Source organism: Novosphingobium sp. Sphag1I (assembly GCF_056279125.1).
The window spans coordinates 36,051-57,019 of the sequence record NZ_JBWBQS010000006.1 but is presented as its reverse complement, the minus strand read 5'-3'; the positions used below and the strand labels follow the sequence as shown (position 1 = coordinate 57,019).

Genomic DNA, 20,969 nt, shown 5'->3' with positions numbered 1-20,969 from the left:
GTTTTGGGGTGGTTTGGTAAAGGCATGATTTGGCGTTAAATTTGCGGTTCGATCTATTTGTTGCATTTCTCGCAATCGTCCATGATGAATCCGCATTTGCCGCAAGGCCCGCTGTTGGGCATACGGAACAGGCCTTTCAGGCATCCTCTCCCAAAACTTCCACGGCCCGACCGGCAACGGTTGGGCCTTTTTTTGTCCGCAATCCGCAGGGTGCGATTTCTTGTGCGTTGCAGCGCAACGGCAGGGCGGATTCATTTTTTGTAACAAGGGTGATGATACGGCGCTACGCAGGCCCCGGAATTGCGCCAGTTGCGATTACATTCTCAGTCGTTGCATTCTTTGCAATCGGTGCATTGCATTTCGCACTTGCACAAAAACCTGACTGGGGTCATAAAGACCCTGCCTTTCAGGCATCCTCTCCCAAACTTTCCAAGCCCGGCTTCGGCCGGGTTTTCTTTTGCCCGCAATCCGCGTGATCAGGTTTCGGTGCAGAGCGCATCGGGCGCATTCACCCGCAACCATTCCAGCATGAATTCGCGCAGTTCGTTGCGCAAAGCGCCAAGGTCGGCGGGATTGGTCGCGCTGACCACCAGTTTCAATTCGACCGAGCCAACACGTGATTCTGATACAACCAGATCACCGGTACGTTGATCCCACGCGGGCATGTCGGCCAGAGCGGCGCGAAAGGCCTGTCGGATGGGGTCAATCGCAAAACCGGGGCGTATGGGCAGGATGACCGACCCGGTGATGCCGCCCACGCGGGTCCAGTTTTGAAAAGTCGCGTCGAGGAATTTGACCGTGGGCACGATCAACCGCCGCTCATCCCCGGTGCGGATCACGACATAGGACAGGCGGATATCCTCTACGCGGCCCTGTTCGCCCTCAACCACCACGAAATCGCCAATGCGGATCGGTTCGGTCAGGGCGATCTGTAACCCCGCGATCAGCGATTTGAGCGCAGGCTGGGCCGCCGCACCGACCGCCAGACCCATCAAACCGGCCGAAGCGATCAGTGTCGCGCCAATATGCCGCACCGCCGGCACGCCCAGCAGGATCAGCGCCACGGTCACAAAAATGATCAGAAAGGCCATAGAGCGCGAAATGAGGGCGATTCGCGTCGCTCTGCTGCGCCCGGTCATTTCATCGCCCGATGCGGTGGCGCGGCGGCTCATCAATTCGGCCGCCGTACGCACCAGCGCAAACAGCACCCAGCCGGTCAGGGCCGGGACTACAAAGCCTTCGATCCCGCTCCACAATTTGTCGACCAACCGATTGCCGCCCGCCGCCGACGCCATGCCCCCCGCCAGAAAGGCCCAGCGAAAGGCATGGTACAATTGCGCGGCGGCTACGGCTTCGGCCGGATTTTCGGTGCGCCGGGCCATGCGCCGCAAAAAGGCGAAGCAGGCCAGATGCAGCAACAGCGCCAAGCCCAAACCGATCGCCAGCGCCAGAGCCGCATGGCTCATCCGCCCCGACCAATGCATGATCTCGTTGACCGAGGGCCATTGGTCGGGATCGATCGCTTCATGGGGCAGATCGATCGGCAATTTGCCTTTGGTGAGGTTGGCGATGGTCACTTTCAATGCGCGGCGCCCCAGCTGATGCCCGTGCCGATTTCGACGCCCAGCGGGACCGAGATCGTGACGGACGGCCCGGCGGCTTCTTCCATGACGCGGCGGATCACGGTCTTGGCGGCGTCCACATCGCCTTCGGGCAATTCAAAGACCAATTCGTCATGCACCTGAAGCAGCATTCGCACATTGGGCAGGCCCGCTTCGGCCAGCGCTGGCTGCATCCGGGCCATGGCGCGCTTGATGATATCGGCGCAGGTGCCCTGGATCGGGGCATTGATGGCGGCTCGCTCGCTGCCTTGCCGCTCGGCCTGATTTTTCGAATTGATGCGTGGGAACCAGCATTTACGCCCGAACAACGTTTCGGAATAACCCTTGTCCCGCACGGTCGAGAGCGTTTCGTGGATATAGCGCTGAATGCCGGGAAAACGGGCGAAATAGGTGTCGATCATCGCCTGCGCTTCTTCGGGCGTCACGCCCAGACGTGGCGCCAGACCCCAGCGCGAAATGCCATAGAGGATGGCGAAGTTGATCGTCTTGGCCCGCCCGCGTGTCTCTCGGTTGACCTCGCCGAACAATTCCTGCGCGGTGGCGGCGTGAATGTCGGCGCCGCTGGCAAAGGCGTCCTTCAATGCGGGCACATCGGCCATATGCGCGGCAAGGCGCAATTCGATCTGGCTGTAGTCGGCGGCCAGCAGGACATTGCCCGGTTCGGCCACAAAGCAATCGCGGATCTGGCGGCCGATTTCGGTGCGAATCGGGATGTTCTGCAAATTCGGCTCCGTCGAGGAAAGACGGCCGGTCTGTGCCCCAACAAGGCTGTAGCTGGTGTGAACGCGGCCCGTGACGGGGCTGATCGCGGCCTGCAGCGCCTCGGTATAGGTCGAGCGCAATTTGGCCAGTTGGCGCCATTCCAGCACCTTGCGCGCAATCGGCACGCCCTCGGCTTCCAGCTTTTCCAGCACTGATTGGTCGGTCGAATATTGGCCCGACTTGCCCTTTTTGCCACCTTTCAGGCCCATCTGGTCGAACAGGATCTCGCCCAATTGCTTGGGGCTGCCGATGGTGAAGGGATTGCCTGCCAGCGCGTGGATTTCCGCCTCCAGCGCGGCGATGGCCTCGGCAAACTGCTGTGACAGGCCCGCAAGGCGTTCGCGGTCCACCTTGATGCCATAACGCTCCATTTGGGCCACGACGGGCACCAAGGGACGGTCAACGCGCTCATAGATCCTGCTGGCGCCCTCTGCGGCCAGACGGGGTTTGAGCAGGCGGTGGAGGCGCCATGTGACATCGGCGTCTTCGGCGGCATATTGCGTGGCGCGTTCCAGCGCGACTTCGGCAAAGCTGATCTGCTTCTTGCCGGTGCCGCAAACCTCCTTAAAGCTGATGCAGGTGTGGCCAAGGTGGCGCTGGGCCAATTCGTCCATGCCGTGGCCGCCACCGATCCCTTCCTCGGACCGCCCGGCATCCATGTCAAAGCTGATGACCATCGTGTCGTCGATGGGCGATACGGCGATGCCGAATCGAGCCATGACATTCAGATCATATTTGATGTTTTGCCCCACCTTCAGCACCGCGTCCGATTCGAGCAGCGGCTTCAACCGGCGCAGCGCTTCCTCGCGGTCGATCTGTTGCGGCTTTTCGGCGAACATATCGCTGCCGCGATGGCCCAGCGGGATATAGCAAGCCTGATTCGGTCCGACCGCCAGGCTGATACCCACCAGATCGGCTCCAATCGCGTCCAGCGCGCTGGTTTCGGTGTCAAAGGCGATCAGGCGGGCGTCAAACCCTGCGGCAATCCAGCGGTCCAGCGCGTCGAGATCCTGAACGCATTCATAGGTGGACAGGTCGATGGGCGGCATAGGCACGACCTCCTGCCGCGCGGCACCCGTGGCGGGGGCGGCGCTGGCCGTGACGGTCTTGACCGGATGCAATTGGGTTGTGCGTTCCGGGCTGCCCCGTCCGGCATCAAGGCGCTTGAGCAGGCTGGTAAACCCATGTTCGGCCAGAAACGCCGCCAGAGGCTCAGGAGGGATTGCGCCAAGCTCAAAGGCCTCCAAAGGCAGGGGAAGGGTGCAATCCTCCTTGAGCGCCACCAGAACCCGACTCAGACGCGCCATATCGGCATGTTCGATCAGATTGTCGCGCAGCTTGCTGGCCTTCATCGTCGCGGCGGCGGCCAGAGCGCTTTCGAGATTGCCATGTTCCTGGATCAATTTGGTCGCCGTTTTGGGGCCAATGCCGCGAATGCCGGGCACATTGTCAACCGCATCGCCCATCAACGCCAATACATCGCCAACCAGATCAGGCGTCACGCCGAACTTTTCCGCCACCTCCGGAATGAAGATGCGCAGGGACTTCATGGTGTCGAGCATATCCACCCGCGAACCATTCGGGCCATCTCCGACCAGCTGCATCAGATCCTTGTCGGAGGAAACGATGGTGACATCCCACCCCTGTGCCTGCGCCGCGCGGGCATAGGAGGCGATGAGATCGTCGGCTTCCAGCCCTTCTTCCTCGATACAGGGGAGCGAAAAGGCGCGTGTGGCGTCGCGAATCAGGGGAAATTGCGGAACCAGATCCTCGGGCGCGGGCGGGCGGTTCGCTTTATAGGCGGGAAAGATGTCGTTTCGGAAACTTTTCCCCGCCTTATCCAGAATTACTGCCAGATGAGTCGGACCGTCGGCCTTGTGCAGGTCATCGGCCAGTTTCCACAGCATCGTGGTATAACCAAAAACCGCGCCCACCGGGGTTCCTGCCGGATTCGTCAGGGGGGGAAGCCGGTGATAGGCCCGGAAAATATAGGCCGAACCATCGACCAAATAGAGGTGGGGGCGGCGATTTGTCGTGTTTTCCATGAAACTTTCATAGGGCCAAGCGGCCGCTGCGAAAAGGCGCGAGACCCCCAGTTTCCGGGGGAAACACGGTATGAACGCCCCATTTATCTTTACGCAAATGCGATAGGATGCACATCTAAATGCGACTAGCGCTTGCATCGCGGCAACAAGCCGTTTATTTGGCGCGTGAAGTCTACTCCTGCGGTAGGCTTTCCGCACGGCGCGCCACCTCGGTGGAAAGTGTCGCGCGTGGTCCACTCGCTGTTCAAGGATACTCACATGCGCAAGATCATTCTCGCCGCTGCCGTTGCTGGCGCTGCTCTGTCGCTCGCCGCTTGCTCGAAGACTGAAGAAGCCGCTACCTCGGCTGAATCGGTTGCTTCGGACGCTGCTTCGGTTGCTGACTCGGCCGCTTCGGTTGCTGACTCGGCTGCTTCGGAAGCTGCTTCGGCTGCTTCGTCGAACTAATCTTCTGCGCGAAAGCGCGAAGTTTAGAGGTCAGGGCGCGTGGGACTATCCTGCGCGCCTTTTCCTTTGCCTGCTTTCGGCGTGATGTGGCTTTGCCGGCATCACGGAATGCGGACATTAAAAAAGGCGCCGTACGGATATGCCGTCGGCGCCTTTTTTAATGGGCTGCGAAATCGCGGTTAGCGCGATCCGCCCATCATGGCCAAATCGCTTTTGGCTTCGGCCTGATATCCGTCATAGATCGCGCGGGTGATGGTGGCGATGCGCTGATCGCGGCCCGGCCTGCCGCCCTGGCCCGTGACATAGATCGCCACGGCGATCGTGCGGCCATCGTTGCTGCGGATGATGCCGACGTCGCTGGACGTATTTGACAGGGTGCCCGTCTTGTGCCCCACCATCGCTTCACTGGGCAATGCTGCGCGCATGCGGTGAACGCCTGTGCGGCAACGCGACATGGCACCCAGCAACACTTCTCGGCTGGAGGGCGAAAGCCACTGCCCCTGATACAATCCGGCCAGCAGGACGGCCATCGCCTGCGGCGTGGTCGAATCGCGCAGGTCAATCCGGCGGGCAGGGTCGATTTCGCCATCGTCACGAACCATCGTGGCAATGTCGCGGTCAAGGCGGATGCCGCCAATGCCATTGCGGCGCAGCCAGCGTGTCACCACCTGCGGCCCGCCAATCGCGGCCAGCAGCGCGTCCGTGGCGTGATTGTCGCTGCGCGTGATGGCCAGTTCGATCAATTGTTCCGCCGACAGCATGGCGCCGGGACGAACAGGGGCCACCGTGCTGGAAAAGCGGGCCGAGGGCACCGGCATCATCAGCGGATAGCGATCGGTCAGCTTGTACCGCCCCTGATCCACCCCTTCGAGGAAGGTGGCGACAATGGCGATTTTGCCGGTGCTGGCCAGCGGAAAGGGCTGATCGCCCATGACCGACACGCCGCGACCGGAGGAAAGGTCAACCGCCGCCACGCCGATGCGGCCCTGAGACGCCGCGGCCAATTGCGCAAGGCGCGCCTCGAACGCGTTGATGCTGGCCGAACTCTGGCTCTGGTTCTGGCGGGGCGGGGCGATGGCCGGTTGCGGGGAATGGGTGATGCCGCCGTTGAACACGCGGTCAAAGGCCTGTTCAAGACCATCGACTTCGCCTTTGGCCAGCACAGGGGTAGCGGCAATTGCCACGGTGAGCGCCAAAGCGCCGAGAATCGCGTTCTGAGCTTTAAGCATGTTCTGGATGTTGGCCCGTCTAAGCTAATTTCGAGTAAACGGCATACTTGGCCAAATGTCATCCCACCTGTCGATGAAGCGCCCTGTGGCTGCGATGGGGGCAGGGAACCTCCTTAAACCTAAGCAAAAACCCGAGGGGATCGCTCCCCCCGGGTTCCTGATTTTGCCTTGGATGGCGTGGACTATTAGAAGTCCATGCCGCCCATACCGCCGCCGGGCATGGCGGGCATGGCGGGCTTGTCGTCGGCGCGTTCCACGATACCGGCTTCGGTCGTGATCAGCAGGCCGGCCACCGACGAAGCGTTCTGCAGGGCGGTGCGCACAACCTTGGTCGGGTCGATCACGCCTGCGGCCAGCAGGTTTTCGTAGGTTTCGGTCGCGGCGTTGAAGCCCAGCGTTTCGTCCGACTGATCCAGCAGCTTGCCGGCCACGAGGACGCCATCGACGCCAGCGTTTTCAGCGATCTGCTTGATCGGAGCGGTGATCGCCTTGCGGACGATGTCGATGCCGCGGGTCTGGTCTTCGTTCGCGCCCTTCAGGCCTTCAAGAGCCTTGGTGGCATAGAGCAGAGCCGTGCCGCCGCCGGGGACGATGCCTTCTTCGACGGCTGCGCGCGTGGCGTGCAGAGCGTCGTCAACGCGGTCCTTGCGTTCCTTGACTTCCACTTCGGTCGAGCCGCCGACCTTGATGACGGCCACGCCGCCAGCCAGCTTGGCCAGACGTTCCTGCAGCTTTTCGCGGTCGTAGTCGCTGGTGGTGACTTCGATCTGCGCCTTGATCTGCTCAACGCGACCCTTGATGTCTTCGGCCGAACCCAGACCGTCGACGATCGTGGTGTTGTCCTTGTCGATCGTGACCTTCTTGGCCTGACCCAGCATGCCGAGGGTGACGGTTTCGAGCTTGATGCCCAGATCTTCCGAGATCATTTCACCGGCGGTCAGCGTGGCGATATCGCCCAGCATGGCCTTGCGGCGGTCGCCGAAGCCGGGAGCCTTGACGGCAGCGATCTTGAGGCCACCGCGCAGCTTGTTGACGACGAGCGTGGCCAGAGCCTCGCCTTCGATGTCTTCGGCGATGATGAGCAGCGGACGGCCCGACTGCACCACGGCTTCGAGGATCGGCAGCAGCGACTGCAGGCTCGAGAGCTTCTTCTCGTGGATCAGGATATAGGGATTATCCAGTTCCACGGTCATCTTTTCGGGGTTGGTCACGAAGTAGGGCGACAGGTAACCACGGTCGAACTGCATGCCTTCGACGACATCGAGTTCGAATTCGAGGCCCTTGGCTTCTTCGACGGTGATCACGCCTTCCTTGCCGACCTTTTCCATCGCTTCGGCGATCTTCTGGCCAACTTCGGTGTCGCCATTGGCCGAGATGATGCCGACCTGAGCGATCTGGGCCGAATCAGCCACCGGCTTCGAGCGGCCAGCCAGATCGGCAACCACAGCAGCAGCAGCGGTGTCGATGCCGCGCTTCAGATCCATCGGGTTGATCCCGGCGGCAACGGCCTTGAGGCCTTCGCGCACGATGGCCTGGGCCAGAACGGTCGCGGTGGTGGTGCCATCACCGGCCTTGTCATTGGCCTTGCTGGCCACTTCGCGCAGCATCTGTGCGCCCAGGTTTTCGAACTTGTCCTTCAGTTCGATTTCCTTGGCGACCGAAACACCGTCCTTGGTGATGCGGGGGGCGCCGAAGCTCTTTTCGATGACGACGTTGCGGCCCTTGGGGCCCAGCGTCACCTTGACGGCGTCGGCAAGCGTGTCAACGCCCTTGAGAATGCGTTCGCGTACGTCGCGACCAAATTTCACGTCCTTGGCGGCCATGATCTATTCCTTTGAAAAATCAGAATGGTTCAGACAATTTGGGTGGCTCAGCCGATGATGCCGAGCCCATCGGCGTTCAGCCGATAATCCCCAGAATGTCGCTTTCCTTCATGATCAGCAGGTCTTCACCGCCGACCTTGACTTCGGTGCCCGACCACTTGCCGAACAGCACGCGATCGCCAGCCTTGACTTCCAGCGGGGTCACAACGCCTGCTTCGTTGCGGGCGCCAGTGCCCACCGAAACGACGATACCTTCAGCGGGCTTTTCCTTGGCGCTGTCGGGGATGATGATGCCACCGGCGGTCTTTTCTTCGGCTTCGACGCGGCGGACCAGCACGCGGTCGTGCAGAGGACGGAACGACATGGGAGTGTTACCTCTCTCAAGTTGAAAATGCTTCTTGGCACTCCCACCTTGAGAGTGCCAGCGCCCCGGATATGGGTGCAGGTCCAAGGGGCGTCAAGGCGTCCCCTGATAAAAAATTTAGGGGCGGGGCAATACCAATCCCAAAGCCTCGCGCCGGTTCCATCGCCACAGTAACATCGCCGCCACCACGGCCAGCCCCGTCGCCAGCCCGACCCAAACGCCAAAGCCGCGCAAGCCCGTGCCCAGACCCAGCGCCACCGACACGCCAAAGCCGGGTATCCAATAGCCCAGCAGGGCAATCGCCATCGGCACCTTGGTATCCTGAAGCCCGCGCAGCGCGCCCGCCAGAATAACCTGCGTCGAATCGACCAGCTGGAATGCGGCGGCCACCACCAGATAGCGCAGGGCCAGCGCGACCATCACCGCCCGTTCCGGCGCGTCAACGTCGATATAGGCCGATAGCAGCAAACGCGGCGCCAGCACCATCAGCGATGAGCTGAACAGCGCGATGCACAGGCCGATCTGAAGCGAGGCCCAACCCGCCCGGCCCATCGCCGCCCGGTCTCCCGCGCCGTAATGATAGCCGACACGGATCGTCGCGGCCTGTCCGATGCCCATGGGGATCTGGAACGTAAAGGCCGCGATCTGAAGCGCCACCGTATGCGCGGCCAGTTCCGCCTCGCCAATACGGCCCATCAGGAAAGCGGCGGCGCCAAACAGGCCCGCCTCGGCCAGAACCTGAAAGAAGATCGGCGCGCCAATGGCGGCGATCTCGCGCAGCCGCTGCCAATCGGGCCGCCAGAGATGGCCGAACAGATAATGCCGACGCAGCCGCCGATTGGAAAAAATCGCCCCGGCATAGGCCAGCGCCGTCACGCATCCGGTGATAACGCTGGACAGCGCGGACCCTTGCAGCCCCAGCGCAGGCATGCCCCAATGGCCAAACACCAGCGCATAATTGCCCGCCGCATTGACCGCGATGGCCAGCGCCGTGATGAAAGTGGCAAAGATCGGACGCCCCAGCGCCGAGACAACCGAGCGCAGCACATTGCCGATCAGCATGGGCACCATTGCCCATTTCAGCACATGCAGGAATTGACCCGACAATTGCGCAATTTCGGGCGCCTGTCCGGTCATCAGCATGATTTCGCGGCCAAAGCTGCACAGGATCATCGCCAGAATGCCGGTGCCCACGGCCAGCCACAGGCCCATGCGCGTCGAACGCCGCACCGAACGCACCGCATGATTGCGCGCGCCCAATTCCGCCGCGACCAGCGCCGATACCGCCCCGGTCAATCCCGACAGGCTCCATGCCAGCAGGCCGAACAGGCTGACCGAGAGGGAGGAGGCCGCCAGCGGGGTTTGCCCCAGCCGCGCGACAAAGATCACATCGATCGCGTAAACCGCCATCTGCAACAGATTGGCCGCCGCCAAAGGCACCGCCAGACGCAGCGTCGAGAGCGCTTCATCGCGCCAGAATCCGGTATTTTCCCCCTTGCTCATGCCCGGCGGCATAGGCGGGCTTTGTTTCAGGAGAAAGCGATTTCGTCCGGACCCCAAACAAAAGGGGCGCCCTGATAGAGCGCCCCCGATTGTTCTTACTGGCCCGATCCGCCGCCCAGCGCCTGATAAAGCGCGACCGTATCGACCAGCCTTGCGGCCCGCGCCTGAACCCATGTGCTGCGCGCCTCGGCCCGCGCGGCCAGAACCGGCAGCAGGGTGAAGGTGCCCACCGCCCCCAATTCATACTGGCGCCGCGTGAAATCCAGACTGGTGGCCGAAGCGCGATTGCCCCGGTCGGCCGCGGCCAGAGCGTCGCCATCGGTTTTTACCGCCGTCAGCGCATTGGACACATCGGCAAAGGCCTGTAGCGCGCTGGAGCGATATTGCGCCTGCGCCGCTTCCAAGGCGGCCTTGGCGGCATGGCTCTGGTGCAGCAGGCTGCCCGCGTGGAACAGCGGGGCCGATACGCCGCCCAGCACGGCCCAGAACGGATTGCCCGTCGCAAACATGTCGGCAAAGCTGTTGGCTGTGCCGCCATAATTGGCGCTGATCGTGAAAGATGGCAGGCGGGCGGCAACCGCAGCCTTGGCGTCGGCCGATGCGCCTTCCATGATCGCGGCGGCGGCGCGCACATCGGGACGCTGGGCCACGACCTGTGCGGGCAGGCTGAGCGGCAATTGCGCGGGCAGGGTCAGTTCATCCATGCGCGGCAAGGTGGGCAGAGGCGTTCCCGGCGCCACGCCGATCAGCACGGCGATCTGGGCCTCCTGCGCCTTTCGGGCGCGTTCAAGGCCGGGCAATTGCCCCTCAATCGCGGCCAGCGCGGTTTCCTGCGCCGCGACATCGGATGCGCCCACCGCGCCCAGCTTTTGCCGAACCTTGATCAGCGCCAGAACGTCGCGATAGGCGGTGACGGCATCGCGGGTGGCCTCGATTTCTTCGCCAAGGGCGGCATATTGGATCGCCGATTGCACCAGATTGGCCACGATTGTCGAACGGGCCAGATCACGCCTTGCGGCCTGCGCCGTGGCCGCCGCCCGCGCCGAGCGGACCTTTGCCCGCCCACCGCCGAAAATATCGGGCGACCATGACAGGTTCACCTGCGCGGTATGCAGGGTGTAAAGCATCGCATTGGGATCGGCCAGGGCCGTGGACAGTGTGTTGCTGGTCCGCAGTCGCGTCGCTTGATAGCCCGCGTCCACCTGTGGCAAGAGATTGCCCACCTGCGCGCGCGCCAGTTCCTGCATCTGGCGCAAGGTGGCGTCGGCGGCGGCAATGTCCGGGTTGGCGGCAAGGCTGCGTTCGACCAGAGCGTTAAGCGCATCATTGCCAAATTCGCGCCACCATTGCGCGGGGACGGGCGTGCCCACGGCAATGGCCTGCGCCGGATTGCCTTCGGGCGCGATGGGCTGGGTCAACACCGTTTCGGGCGCGTTGCCCGCAGGCGTCGGCGGCAAGGGAAGGGCCGGAACCGTCGCGGCCAGCAGAAGGGCGGTCATGTTCATGCCGGTTCTCCCTCATGTTCGTGGCCGGGAAGGTCACGTTCATCCTTGCCATGGGCCACGGCATATTTGTTGGGCACATGTTTGGAATAACGCCCGATCAACAGCGGCAGAACCAGCAGGATCATCACCGGGGCCAGCGTCATGCCGCCCACGACGACCAGCGCCAGCGGCTTTTGCACCTGTGACCCGATGCCCGTGGCGACGGCGGCGGGCAGCAGGCCGATGGCCGCCACAAGACAGGTCATGATCACCGGGCGCAGCGAATTGCGCGTGGTGGTCTTCAAGGCTTCCTCGCGGCTTTGCCCTTCGTTGAGCGCGGTGTTGAAATTGTTCACCACCAAAATCCCGTCCATCACCGCAATGCCGAACAGCGCGACAAAACCGATGGCGGCCGAAATCGAAAAGGACGTCCCCGTCACCACCAGCGTCAGAACGCCCCCGATGACCGCCATGGGGATCGAGGAAAGCGCAAGGCAGGCGTCACGGATATTGCCGAAATTGGCATAGAGCAGCGCAAAGATGATCAGCAGGCTGATCGGCACCACGACTTCCAGACGGGCAACGGCGTTTTTCAGGTTCGACATTTCACCGGCCCATTCCAGACTATAGCCCGGCGGCAGGGTGATTTTCTGCGCAATGCGCGCCTGCGCCTCGGCGACGGCAGAGCCAAGGTCGCGGTCGCGCACGCTGAACTTGATCGGCACATAGCGGGTCTGATGCTCGCGATAGATAAAGCTGGCGCCCGAAACGAGGCGAATGCTGGCGACTTCGGACAGCGGCACCTGTGTCACGCCGCCCGATGCATTGGGCGTGGCGACGGTGATGTGGCTGATCGTGTCGATGCTGTCGCGTTGTTCGGGGCGGAAACGCACGATGATCGGAAAATGCCGGTCGGTATGCGGTTCGTACAATTCGCCCGGCGACGACCCGCCGATCGCCGCGGCAACCGTCTGGTTGATGTCATCGGGGGTCAGACCATATCGGCCCGCCTTTTCGCGGTCGACATCGATGCGCACGGTGGGCTGGCCCAGCGACTGGAACACGCCAAGGTCGGTGATGCCCCGGACCTTGGACATCTCGTCCTTGATCTGATTGGCGATCTTTTGCAGCGTGTCGAGATCGGGTCCGAACAGCTTGACCGAATTGGCACCCTTCACCCCGCTGGCCGCTTCGGCCACGTTATCCTCGATGATCTGCGAGAAAGAGAAGTCGACGCCGGGGAAGCGGTCGGTCAGATCCTTGTTCAACTGGGCGACGAATTTGTCCTTGTCCATGCCGGCGGGCCATTCCTTTTGCGGCTTGAGCGGCACAAAGAATTCGGCGTTGAAGAAACCGGTCGGGTCGGTGCCATCGTCGGGGCGGCCTTGCGTTGAAAGGACACGCTGGATTTCGGGATAGGTCGCGATGCGGCGACGGATCGCATTGGTGGTGGGTTGCCCCGCCTCCAACGAGATCGAAGTCGGCAGTTCGGCGCGGATGAACAGATTGCCTTCCTCCAGATGCGGCAGGAATTCAACGCCCAGTGAATGGACGCCGAACATGGCCGCCCCGAACAGCAACAGCGCGCCGCCCAGCGTCACCACCGGATTGGCCAGAGCAAACCCGGATGCCGGTTCATAGACCCGGCGCAGACGCTGGACGATGAAGGTTTCCACCTCCGACAATTTATCGGGCAGCAGCAGCGCCGACATCACCGGCGCCACGGTAAAGGTGGCGATCAACCCGCCCGCGATGGCATAGGCATAGGTCTTGGCCATCGGGCCAAAGATATGGCCTTCGACACCCGTCAGGGTGAAGAGCGGCAGGAACGACGCGATAATGATCGCGGCGGCAAAAAAGATGCCGCGGCTCACTTCGCTGCTGGCATGCAGGATTGCGCCAAGGCGGGTGGCGAAGGAGAAATGGCCTTCGCCTTTTTCGACATGCTCGGACCTTTCGACCATGTGGCGGAAGATATTTTCCACCATGATGACCGTGGCGTCCACCACAAGGCCAAAGTCAAGCGCGCCCACCGAAAGCAGATTGGCCGATTCCCCCTGAAGCGTCAGGATCAGCACCGCAAAGGCCAGAGCGAAAGGAATGGTGGTGGCCACGATGATCGCGCTGCGCAAATTGCCCAGCAGGCCCCATTGCAGCGCAAAGATCAGCAAAATGCCGACCACCAGATTTTCCATCACAGTATGCGTGGTGACATCGATCAGATTGGACCGGTCATAGACCGATTCCAGTTTTACGCCGGGGGGCAGGATGCCGCCCGCATTGATCTTTTCCACCTCATCCTTGACCGCATTGATCGTGGGCATGGATTGCGAACCGCGACGCATCAGCACGATGCCTTCGACGATATCGTCTTCCTGACCAAGGCCCGCGATGCCAAAACGGGGCTGGTTGCCGATCTGAACGCTGGCCACATCGCGGATGAAGACCGGGACGCCGGCATTGTTGGTGACCAGCGTGTTCTCGATCTGGCTGGGCGACTGGATCAGCGCGACGCCGCGCACGATGGCGGCCTGCGGGCCAAAATTGATGGTTTGGCCGCCGACATTGCCGTCGCCCTTGCCAAGCGCGGCGATGACCGCGCCGACGCTGGTCTGATGCGCGGCAAGTTTGGCGGAGTCGACCACCACCTCATAGGCGCGCTCCTTGCCGCCCCATCCGGTGACGTCGATCACGCCCGGAATGGCCTTGAACCGGCGTTCCAGAATCCAGTTCTGGAGCGTTTTCAAATCCATCACCGAATAGCCCTTGGGCGCCTTGATGCGATAGCGATAGATTTCGCCGATCGGGCTGGTGGGCGAGAGTTCGGGAACCACGCCGCCCGGCAGGCTGCCCAATTGCGACAGGCGGTTGATCACTTGCTGCTGGGCCTGTTCAAAGGTGAAATCGTAGGTGAACTGGACCTTCACGTCCGACAGGCCGAACAAACTGATCGTGCGGATCGCCGTCATATGCGGCAGGCCCGCCAACTGTACCTCGATGGGGATGGTGACGCCGCGTTCCATTTCCTCGGCGCTGCTGCCGGGGGATTGGGTGATGATTTCCACCATCGGCGGAACCGGGTCGGGATAGGCCTCGATGTTGAGATTGTAGAACGCAATGCCACCGGCCGCCAGCATCCCTGCCAGCAGCCCCATAATCAGCATGCGCGAGCGAAGCGCAAAGCGAACAAGACCGTTCACGCGCCAAACCCCGCTTCGTTCACAAAGATGGCGCCGGTGGTGACGACCTTTTCGCCGCCCTTCAGACCCGATGTCACATCAACGCGGCCATTGTGGCTTTCGCCCAGCGTCACATCGACACAGCGGAAACGGTTGGCGCTGATCTGGATCCACACGCGGGCCGAATCGCCTTCGCGGATCACCGATTGCGACGGCACCGACAGGACGGCGGGGCCGTTGGCGGGCAGGCTTTCCTGATGACGGATCGTGAAATTGGCGAACATCTGTGGCTTTAACGCGCCATCGGGATTGGCGATCGTGGCGCGCACGGGCAAGCGGTGCGATTGGGGGTCAAGCGCGCTGGCGATATTGTCGACGACGGCGTGGAACACCCGGCCGGGGAAGGCCGAGACATTGACATCCACCGTGTCGCCCAGATGCACATGGGGCGCATCGCTTTCGGCCAGTTGCGCCACCAGCCACACCTGACCGGGGTTGGCGATGGTCAGGACCGGCGTGGTGCCGCCCACCTGAACGAACTGGCCGGGGCTGACCGCGCGGGTGGCGATCACGCCGCCGATGGGCGCGCGGAACGTGGTTTCGGGGTGATATCCGTTGACGTTGCGGCTGGCCTCCAGCCCGGCGATTTCGCCCTGACTCTTGCCGAAAATTTCCAGCTTGTCGCGCGCGGCGCCAAGGTTGGCTTCGGCGCTGCGCAGGGCGGCTTGCGCAGCGACGGCATCGTTGCGGGCCTGCTCATAGTCGCGCAGCGCGCCACCGGCGGTGCGATAGATCTGTTCCTGACGCTTGAGGTTATCGTCGGCAAGCTTGGCCGCGGCAACCGCGCTGGCGCGTGCGGCGGCGGCGCTGAACAGCGCATTGCGCGCATCCACCACATCGGTCGTGCGCAGCGTCAGAAGCGGCTGGCCCTGCGCAACCTTGGCGCCGGGTTGCACCATGACCTGCGTCACCTGACCCGAATAGGGCAGGAAGACGGGTGTGGCATGGGTTTCGTCCACCGCGATCATGCCGGTGGCGGCTGTCTGCTGCCAGCCATCGCCGCCCCCAACGGCTTCGACCTTGAGCGTGGCCAGTTGCGAAGGCGTCATCTCGACAATGCCTTCGGGCAAAGGTGGCGGCGTTACCGGCTCTTTATACGTAAAATGACGATAGGCCAGAACCAGCAATGCCAGCACCGCCACCCCCACGACCGCCTTGACCAGAAGGCCAAGCTGATGCCTGACCGAAAGTGTTTCAACCAACTGATTATCCGCCACTTTTATACCTCGCCTGCATCGCGCCGCCGATCCCAATCAGCCTCCAGCACGCCCAGCTTTTCCAGCCTGTTCCAAGCACGTTGGGCGCTGAATTCAAGATGAACAGATATAAAAATTTTATATAAAAATTGAGATCAAATTGCGCCTTTTGCATCTGTAGCCGCACCGGCGTTTCGGTCATTGCCCGTTCACCCTTTTTCGCTACAAAGCTGGATTGGAAGATATACGAGCAGAAGATGACAGAAGAAGAAAAACGTCTTTCCCGCCGTTTTTATAAGGCCGAGCAGGAAGCCGGCTTTGTTGAAAAACACGAAACCCACACCGCCCAGACGCAAAGCGCGAGCTACAAGCTGGCATTTCGCGACACCGAATTCCTCCTTCGCGAAGAATTACGTCCGGTGCGGTTTCAGCTTGAACTGCTGAAAACCGAAATGCTGATGGAAGAAGCCGGCATCGGTTCGACGCTGGTCTGTTATGGTTCGGCGCGTATTCCCGCCCCGGAAAAGGTCGAGGAAAAGCTGGCCGCGGCCACCACGCCCGAGGAAAAGGCGATTGCCGAGCGACTGGCCGCCAATGCGCGTTATTATGACGAAGCGCGCAAACTGGCCCGCATCGCCAGCCAATGCGCCATCGTCGAGCAGGGCAAGCGTCAATTCGTGATCTGTTCGGGCGGCGGCCCCTCGATCATGGAAGCGGCCAATCGCGGCGCATCCGAAGTGGGGGCCGAGAATATCGGGCTGAACATTGTGTTGCCGCATGAACAGGCGCCCAATCCCTTTGTCACGCCGCGGCTTGCGTTCCAATTCCACTATTTCGCGCTGCGCAAGATGCATTTCCTGCTGCGCGCTCGCGCCGTGGCGGTGTTCCCCGGCGGGTTTGGCACGTTCGACGAATTCTTCGAACTGCTGACGCTGATCCAGACTGGCAAGATGAAGCCGATCCCGATCCTGCTGTTCGGCGCGGAATTCTGGAACCGGGTCGTCAATTTCGAGGCCTTGGTTGAGGAAGGCGTGATCAACCGGCGCGACCTGCAACTCTTCACCCCGGTCGAAACCGCCGAGGACGCGTGGGAACACATCACCGGCTTTTACGGGATCGACTGTTTCCCCAAATTTGCGGAGTGATCAGAGCCTGACGGCCTGATGCAAAGCTTGATGCCCAAGCGGCCCATGGCCCGCGCCGAAACCCGGCGCGGCCAGCAGGGCGGCATGAACGAAATCGCCCGCGCGTTTGACGGCTTCGACCATGCTCATCCCTTGCCCCAGCCCGGTGGCAATCGCGCTGGCCAGCGTGCAGCCGGTGCCATGGGTGTGGCGGGTGTCGATACGGGGATGGTGGAACTCCCATTCCTGCCAGCCTGCCTCGGCATCCAGCGCGTAGAGGCAGTCGAAAATCAGATCCTCAGTCCGGGCATGGACCGGGCTACCGTTCTGGTTGGAGCCATAAAGAAAGCCACCGGGCCGGTGCCCTCCTTTGGCCAGAATGGCTTTGGCGCCATATCGAAGCATCAACGCCTCTCCGGCCTCTCGCATGCTAAATTCATCACCAATGTTCGCGTGGCCGGAAAGCACTTCCAGTTCCGGCAAATTCGGCGTGGTGAGCGCCGCCAGCGCCATCAATCGGCCAAAGGCGGCGATGGTTTCGCTATCCGCCAGAATACCGCCGCTCGTGGCGATCATCACCGGATCGAACACCACGGGCGCATCGATCTTTTCCAGCCGGTCGGCCACGACATGCGTGATCGCCGTGCTGCCTAACATGCCGATTTTGACCGCATCGACGCCGATGTCATCAATGCAGGCGTCGATCTGCGCGGCCACCATGTCGGGTGAGAGCGGTTCGACCGCAAAGACCCCGCACGTGTTCTGGGCCGTGATTGCGGTGATCGCGCTCATGCCATAGCCGCCCAGCATGGTGATCGTTTTCAGATCCGCCTGAAGCCCCGCGCCGCCGCTGCAATCCGATCCGGCGATGGTCAGAATCCGGGCATGCTTCATCCCTTGAAATGCCGCACCGTCGAGGGCGGGTTCTTGGCATGATGCTTTTTCGCGCGCGTAGGGCGGTCCATCAATTCACCGCCGCAATTGGGGCACAGATCGTCCAGTTCCTCGGTGCATTCGGCACAAAAGGTGCATTCAAACGAGCAGATAAACGCGCCGGGGGCCTCGGCCGGGAGGTCGCATCCGCATTTTTCGCAATCGGGGCGCATTTCGAGCATTGTTTTGGGTTTTCCAAAAAAAGGTATGAGCAGGGGATCTAGACCCCCTGCACCCCCATTACTGTCATTGTTGCGTCACAGGTTCAACCTTGGCGCAACGTCGCTGCGCCGCAGGCTTTATAAACCGCTTCGTGGATCATGTCATATGGCAGGCCATACGCCACCCCAAAACGGGATTGCAAAGGGTCGAGACCCTTTGCCCGCCGGAGGCAAGCTTACTACCTTACGCCGCCGCCGCCTTCACCGCATCGCAAATGGCATCCACCACCTGCTCGACCTCGGCCGCATCATCGCCCTCGGCCATCACGCGGATGACGGGTTCGGTGCCCGAAGGCCGGATCACCAAACGACCACGCCCGGCAAGCTGCGCCTCTGCATCGGCAATGACCTTTTTCACGCTCTCGGCCTCCAGCGGCTTGCCGCCAGAAAAACGCACGTTTTTCAGCAATTGCGGCACGGGGTCGAACAGGTGGAGCAATTCGCTCGCCTTCTTGCCCGATTGCACCAGCGCGGAAAGCACCTGAAGCGCGGCCACCGTGCCATCGCCGGTCGTGCCATGGTCCAGCATGATCATGTGGCCCGACTGTTCGCCGCCGACGTTGAAACCGCCTTCCTTCATGCGTTCGAGCACATAGCGGTCGCCGACCTTGGTGCGCTCAAGGTTCAGGCCCAGCCCGTTCAGGTAACGCTCCAGCCCCAGGTTCGACATAACCGTGGCCACCACGCCCCCGCCGCGCAATTCGCCGCGTTGGTGCAATTGCGTGCCGATCAGCGCCATCAATTGGTCGCCATCGACCGTCTGGCCCATTTCATCGACGACGATCAAACGGTCTGCATCGCCGTCCAGAGCAATGCCGATATCCGCGCCCGACGCGACGACGGTTTCCTTGATGAGATCCAGATGGGTCGAGCCGCATTTGTCATTGATGTTCTTGCCATTGGGCGACACGCCGACCGCGATCACTTCCGCGCCCAGTTCCCAGACCGCCGAAGGGGCCACCTGATAGGCCGCGCCATTGGCGCAATCGACGACGATTTTCAGGCCATCAAGACGGATGTTATGCGGCACCGAACCCTTGACCGCGTGGATATAACGCCCGCGCGCGTCCTCAATGCGGCGCGCCCGCCCGATCTGCGGACTGTCGGCCAGAGGCAGCGCCTGACCCAGCATGGCCTCGATCGCCAGTTCGTCCTCGTCCGAGAGTTTGAAACCATCCGGCCCGAACAGCTTGATGCCATTGTCCTCGTATGGGTTATGGCTGGCCGAGATCATCACGCCCACGTCCGCGCGCAATTCGCGCGTCAACAACGCCACGGCGGGCGTCGGCATGGGCCCAAGCAGGACGACGTCCATGCCCACGCTGGTGAAACCCGCCACCATCGCATTTTCCAGCATATAGCCCGAAAGACGTGTGTCCTTGCCGATCACGACGCGGTGGCGATGTTTGCCGCGCAGGAAATGCGTACCGGCGGCCTGTCCCACCTTCATCGCGATTTCGGCGGTCATCACCCCGGCATTGGTGCGTCCGCGAATGCCATCGGTGCCGAAAAACTGTCGTCCCATTCGTCTATCCCTAAACCGAATCCGTCTTTTCGCGCATGGCGAAGCGCCGCTTATCGGCCATGCTGAACTGGGCATGGCATGTGCAGCCTGCCTTGCTATGTGACGGCATGAAGTTAATGTCACGCAAACAATGGTTAATTGAGACCTTGCTTAATTCATGGGGTGTTCCTTGACGGATCAGGTTGGGCCGCAGGTCGGGCAGGCGGAAAAGGGTGGTTTCAACCTGCCCGAAATCCGTGTGGCATCGCTGGGGGCGTTGATTGCATTGGCTGCGGGTTTGGTGTGCGGCCTTGTTTTGTCGCAATTTCCCGCCGCCATGCCGGTGGTCAAGGTGATCGAGCCTTTGGGCACTTTGTGGCTCAAAGGGTTGCAGATGACGATTCTGCCGCTGGTGGTGGCGCTGTTGGTGCTGGGGCTGGTTCAGACGGCGGCGGCGGCGCGGGCGGGGGCCATGGCGCGGCGGGCGATTTTCTGGATTTTGGGATTCTATCTGGTCAGCGGCGCTGTGGCCGTGGTGGTCATGCCGCTGTGGCTGGAAATGTGGCCGATTCCCGGTGCGGCCGCTGGTGCCCTTGCGGGCAGCGCGACGCAGAATGCGGGGCCTGTGCCGGGCCTGTCGGAATTCCTGCTGGCGGTGCTGCCGTCCAATATCGCCTCGGCCGCGGCCGGGGGCGAGATGTTGCCCGTGGTCGTGTTCTTTGCCGTTTTTGCTCTGGCCATGGGGCGGCTGCCCGATGGGCCGCGCCAGCATATGATCGGTTTTTTTGAAGCGCTGGCAGGCATCATGATGGTGATGATCGGCTGGGTGCTGTCGATTGCGCCGATTGGTGTTTTCGCGTTGGCGCTGGGGCTGGCGGTCAAGACGGGGACGGCGGCGGTGGGCGCTTTGGCGCATTATGTCGCGCTGGTGGCCGGGATCGGCGGCCTGGTGCTGCTGGCCGCGCCGGTGGTTGCGGTGGTGGCTGGGCGCATGGCGCTGGGCCATTATCTGCGCTCGATGTTGCCGGTGTCGGTGGTGGCGCTCTCCACGCAAAGCTCGCTGGCCAGCCTGCCCGCGATGCTGTCGGCCTGTTCGCGCCTTGGCATCCGTTCGTCCAGCGCGGAATTCAGCCTGCCGCTTTGCGTTGCCCTGTTCCGCGCGACGGGGCCGGCGATGAATCTGGCGGTGGTGATCTATGTGGCGCATCTGACGGGAACGCCGCTGGGCATGTCGGCCATGCTGGCGGGCATTGCTGTGGCCGCGCTGACCGAGCTTGGCACGCCTTCCTTGCCCGGATCGATCAGCTTTGTTCTGTCCATCGGGCCGGTGGCGATTGCCATGGGTGTGCCGGTCGGGCCATTGGCGTTGTTGGTGGCGGTGGAAATGTTGCCCGATCTGATGCGCACTTTGGGCAACGTCTTTATGGATGTGGCCGTGACCAGCAGCGTGGACCGGGCAGGGCGGGAATAACG

17 protein-coding genes are annotated in these 20,969 nt (G+C 62.1%); 4 read left to right on the top strand and 13 right to left on the bottom strand.

What is annotated here, in order from left to right; translation table 11 throughout:
* Positions 1–29 precede the first annotated feature (29 nt).
* The gene (locus ACZ9HU_RS08505) at positions 30–476 is read left to right on the top strand and encodes a hypothetical protein (RefSeq protein ID WP_476104250.1); all 447 of its coding nucleotides are present in this window, start codon (positions 30–32) and stop codon (positions 474–476) included.
* Here ACZ9HU_RS08505 and ACZ9HU_RS08500 read toward each other — a convergent pair whose 3' ends face one another.
* Positions 477–1,577, bottom strand: a complete 1,101-nt coding sequence (locus ACZ9HU_RS08500; RefSeq protein WP_476104444.1) for a mechanosensitive ion channel family protein — start codon at positions 1,575–1,577, stop codon at positions 477–479.
* A gap of 2 nt (positions 1,578–1,579) precedes the next feature.
* Entirely contained in the window at positions 1,580–4,429 is a 2,850-nt protein-coding gene (polA, locus tag ACZ9HU_RS08495) for a DNA polymerase I (protein WP_476104249.1), read from the bottom strand.
* Between the two features lie 258 nt (positions 4,430–4,687).
* On the opposite strand from polA, the gene ACZ9HU_RS08490 reads away from it, so the two are divergent.
* On the top strand, positions 4,688–4,876 hold the full coding sequence (locus ACZ9HU_RS08490) for a hypothetical protein (RefSeq protein ID WP_168602934.1): 189 nt from the start codon (positions 4,688–4,690) through the stop codon (positions 4,874–4,876).
* 179 nt (positions 4,877–5,055) lie between these two features.
* Here ACZ9HU_RS08490 and ACZ9HU_RS08485 read toward each other — a convergent pair whose 3' ends face one another.
* The 8 genes from ACZ9HU_RS08485 to ACZ9HU_RS08450 all read right to left on the bottom strand — a co-directional run bounded on the left by ACZ9HU_RS08485 (position 5,056) and on the right by ACZ9HU_RS08450 (position 15,916).
* On the bottom strand, positions 5,056–6,105 hold the full coding sequence (locus tag ACZ9HU_RS08485; RefSeq protein WP_476104248.1) for a serine hydrolase: 1,050 nt from the start codon (positions 6,103–6,105) through the stop codon (positions 5,056–5,058).
* Between the two features lie 185 nt (positions 6,106–6,290).
* Positions 6,291–7,928, bottom strand: a complete 1,638-nt coding sequence (gene groL / locus ACZ9HU_RS08480; protein ID WP_476104247.1) for a chaperonin GroEL — start codon at positions 7,926–7,928, stop codon at positions 6,291–6,293.
* A gap of 76 nt (positions 7,929–8,004) precedes the next feature.
* On the bottom strand, positions 8,005–8,292 hold the full coding sequence (locus tag ACZ9HU_RS08475) for a co-chaperone GroES (protein ID WP_476104246.1): 288 nt from the start codon (positions 8,290–8,292) through the stop codon (positions 8,005–8,007).
* 117 nt (positions 8,293–8,409) lie between these two features.
* Positions 8,410–9,795, bottom strand: coding sequence for an MATE family efflux transporter (locus tag ACZ9HU_RS08470; RefSeq protein WP_476104245.1), 1,386 nt, complete (start codon positions 9,793–9,795; stop codon positions 8,410–8,412).
* A 95-nt stretch (positions 9,796–9,890) separates the two neighbouring features.
* On the bottom strand, positions 9,891–11,300 hold the full coding sequence (locus ACZ9HU_RS08465) for an efflux transporter outer membrane subunit (protein WP_476104244.1): 1,410 nt from the start codon (positions 11,298–11,300) through the stop codon (positions 9,891–9,893).
* Complete coding sequence (locus tag ACZ9HU_RS08460) at positions 11,297–14,479, bottom strand: efflux RND transporter permease subunit (RefSeq protein ID WP_476104243.1); 3,183 nt, start codon at positions 14,477–14,479, stop codon at positions 11,297–11,299. Before ACZ9HU_RS08460 ends, ACZ9HU_RS08465 begins: the two co-directional genes overlap by 4 nt.
* Complete coding sequence (locus ACZ9HU_RS08455; protein WP_476104242.1) at positions 14,476–15,735, bottom strand: efflux RND transporter periplasmic adaptor subunit; 1,260 nt, start codon at positions 15,733–15,735, stop codon at positions 14,476–14,478. Before ACZ9HU_RS08455 ends, ACZ9HU_RS08460 begins: the two co-directional genes overlap by 4 nt.
* Positions 15,725–15,916 carry a hypothetical protein gene (locus ACZ9HU_RS08450; RefSeq protein ID WP_476104241.1) on the bottom strand — a complete coding sequence of 64 codons (192 nt, stop codon included), beginning with the start codon at positions 15,914–15,916 and terminating at the stop codon, positions 15,725–15,727. Before ACZ9HU_RS08450 ends, ACZ9HU_RS08455 begins: the two co-directional genes overlap by 11 nt.
* A 55-nt stretch (positions 15,917–15,971) precedes the next feature.
* Here ACZ9HU_RS08450 and ACZ9HU_RS08445 point away from each other — a divergent pair, with 55 nt between their 5' ends.
* Positions 15,972–16,859, top strand: coding sequence for an LOG family protein (locus tag ACZ9HU_RS08445; RefSeq protein ID WP_476104240.1), 888 nt, complete (start codon positions 15,972–15,974; stop codon positions 16,857–16,859).
* Here ACZ9HU_RS08445 and thiD read toward each other — a convergent pair whose 3' ends face one another.
* From thiD to glmM, 3 genes are all read right to left on the bottom strand, one after another.
* Positions 16,860–17,732, bottom strand: coding sequence for a bifunctional hydroxymethylpyrimidine kinase/phosphomethylpyrimidine kinase (thiD, locus tag ACZ9HU_RS08440; RefSeq protein ID WP_476104239.1), 873 nt, complete (start codon positions 17,730–17,732; stop codon positions 16,860–16,862).
* Positions 17,729–17,953, bottom strand: a complete 225-nt coding sequence (locus ACZ9HU_RS08435) for a DUF1272 domain-containing protein (protein ID WP_476104238.1) — start codon at positions 17,951–17,953, stop codon at positions 17,729–17,731. Before ACZ9HU_RS08435 ends, thiD begins: the two co-directional genes overlap by 4 nt.
* A gap of 223 nt (positions 17,954–18,176) precedes the next feature.
* Entirely contained in the window at positions 18,177–19,517 is a 1,341-nt protein-coding gene (gene glmM / locus ACZ9HU_RS08430) for a phosphoglucosamine mutase (protein ID WP_476104237.1), read from the bottom strand.
* Positions 19,518–19,686: 169 nt separating this feature from the next.
* Here glmM and ACZ9HU_RS08425 point away from each other — a divergent pair, with 169 nt between their 5' ends.
* The gene (locus tag ACZ9HU_RS08425; protein WP_476104236.1) at positions 19,687–20,967 is read left to right on the top strand and encodes a dicarboxylate/amino acid:cation symporter; all 1,281 of its coding nucleotides are present in this window, start codon (positions 19,687–19,689) and stop codon (positions 20,965–20,967) included.
* The last annotated feature ends 2 nt before the right edge of the window (positions 20,968–20,969 follow it).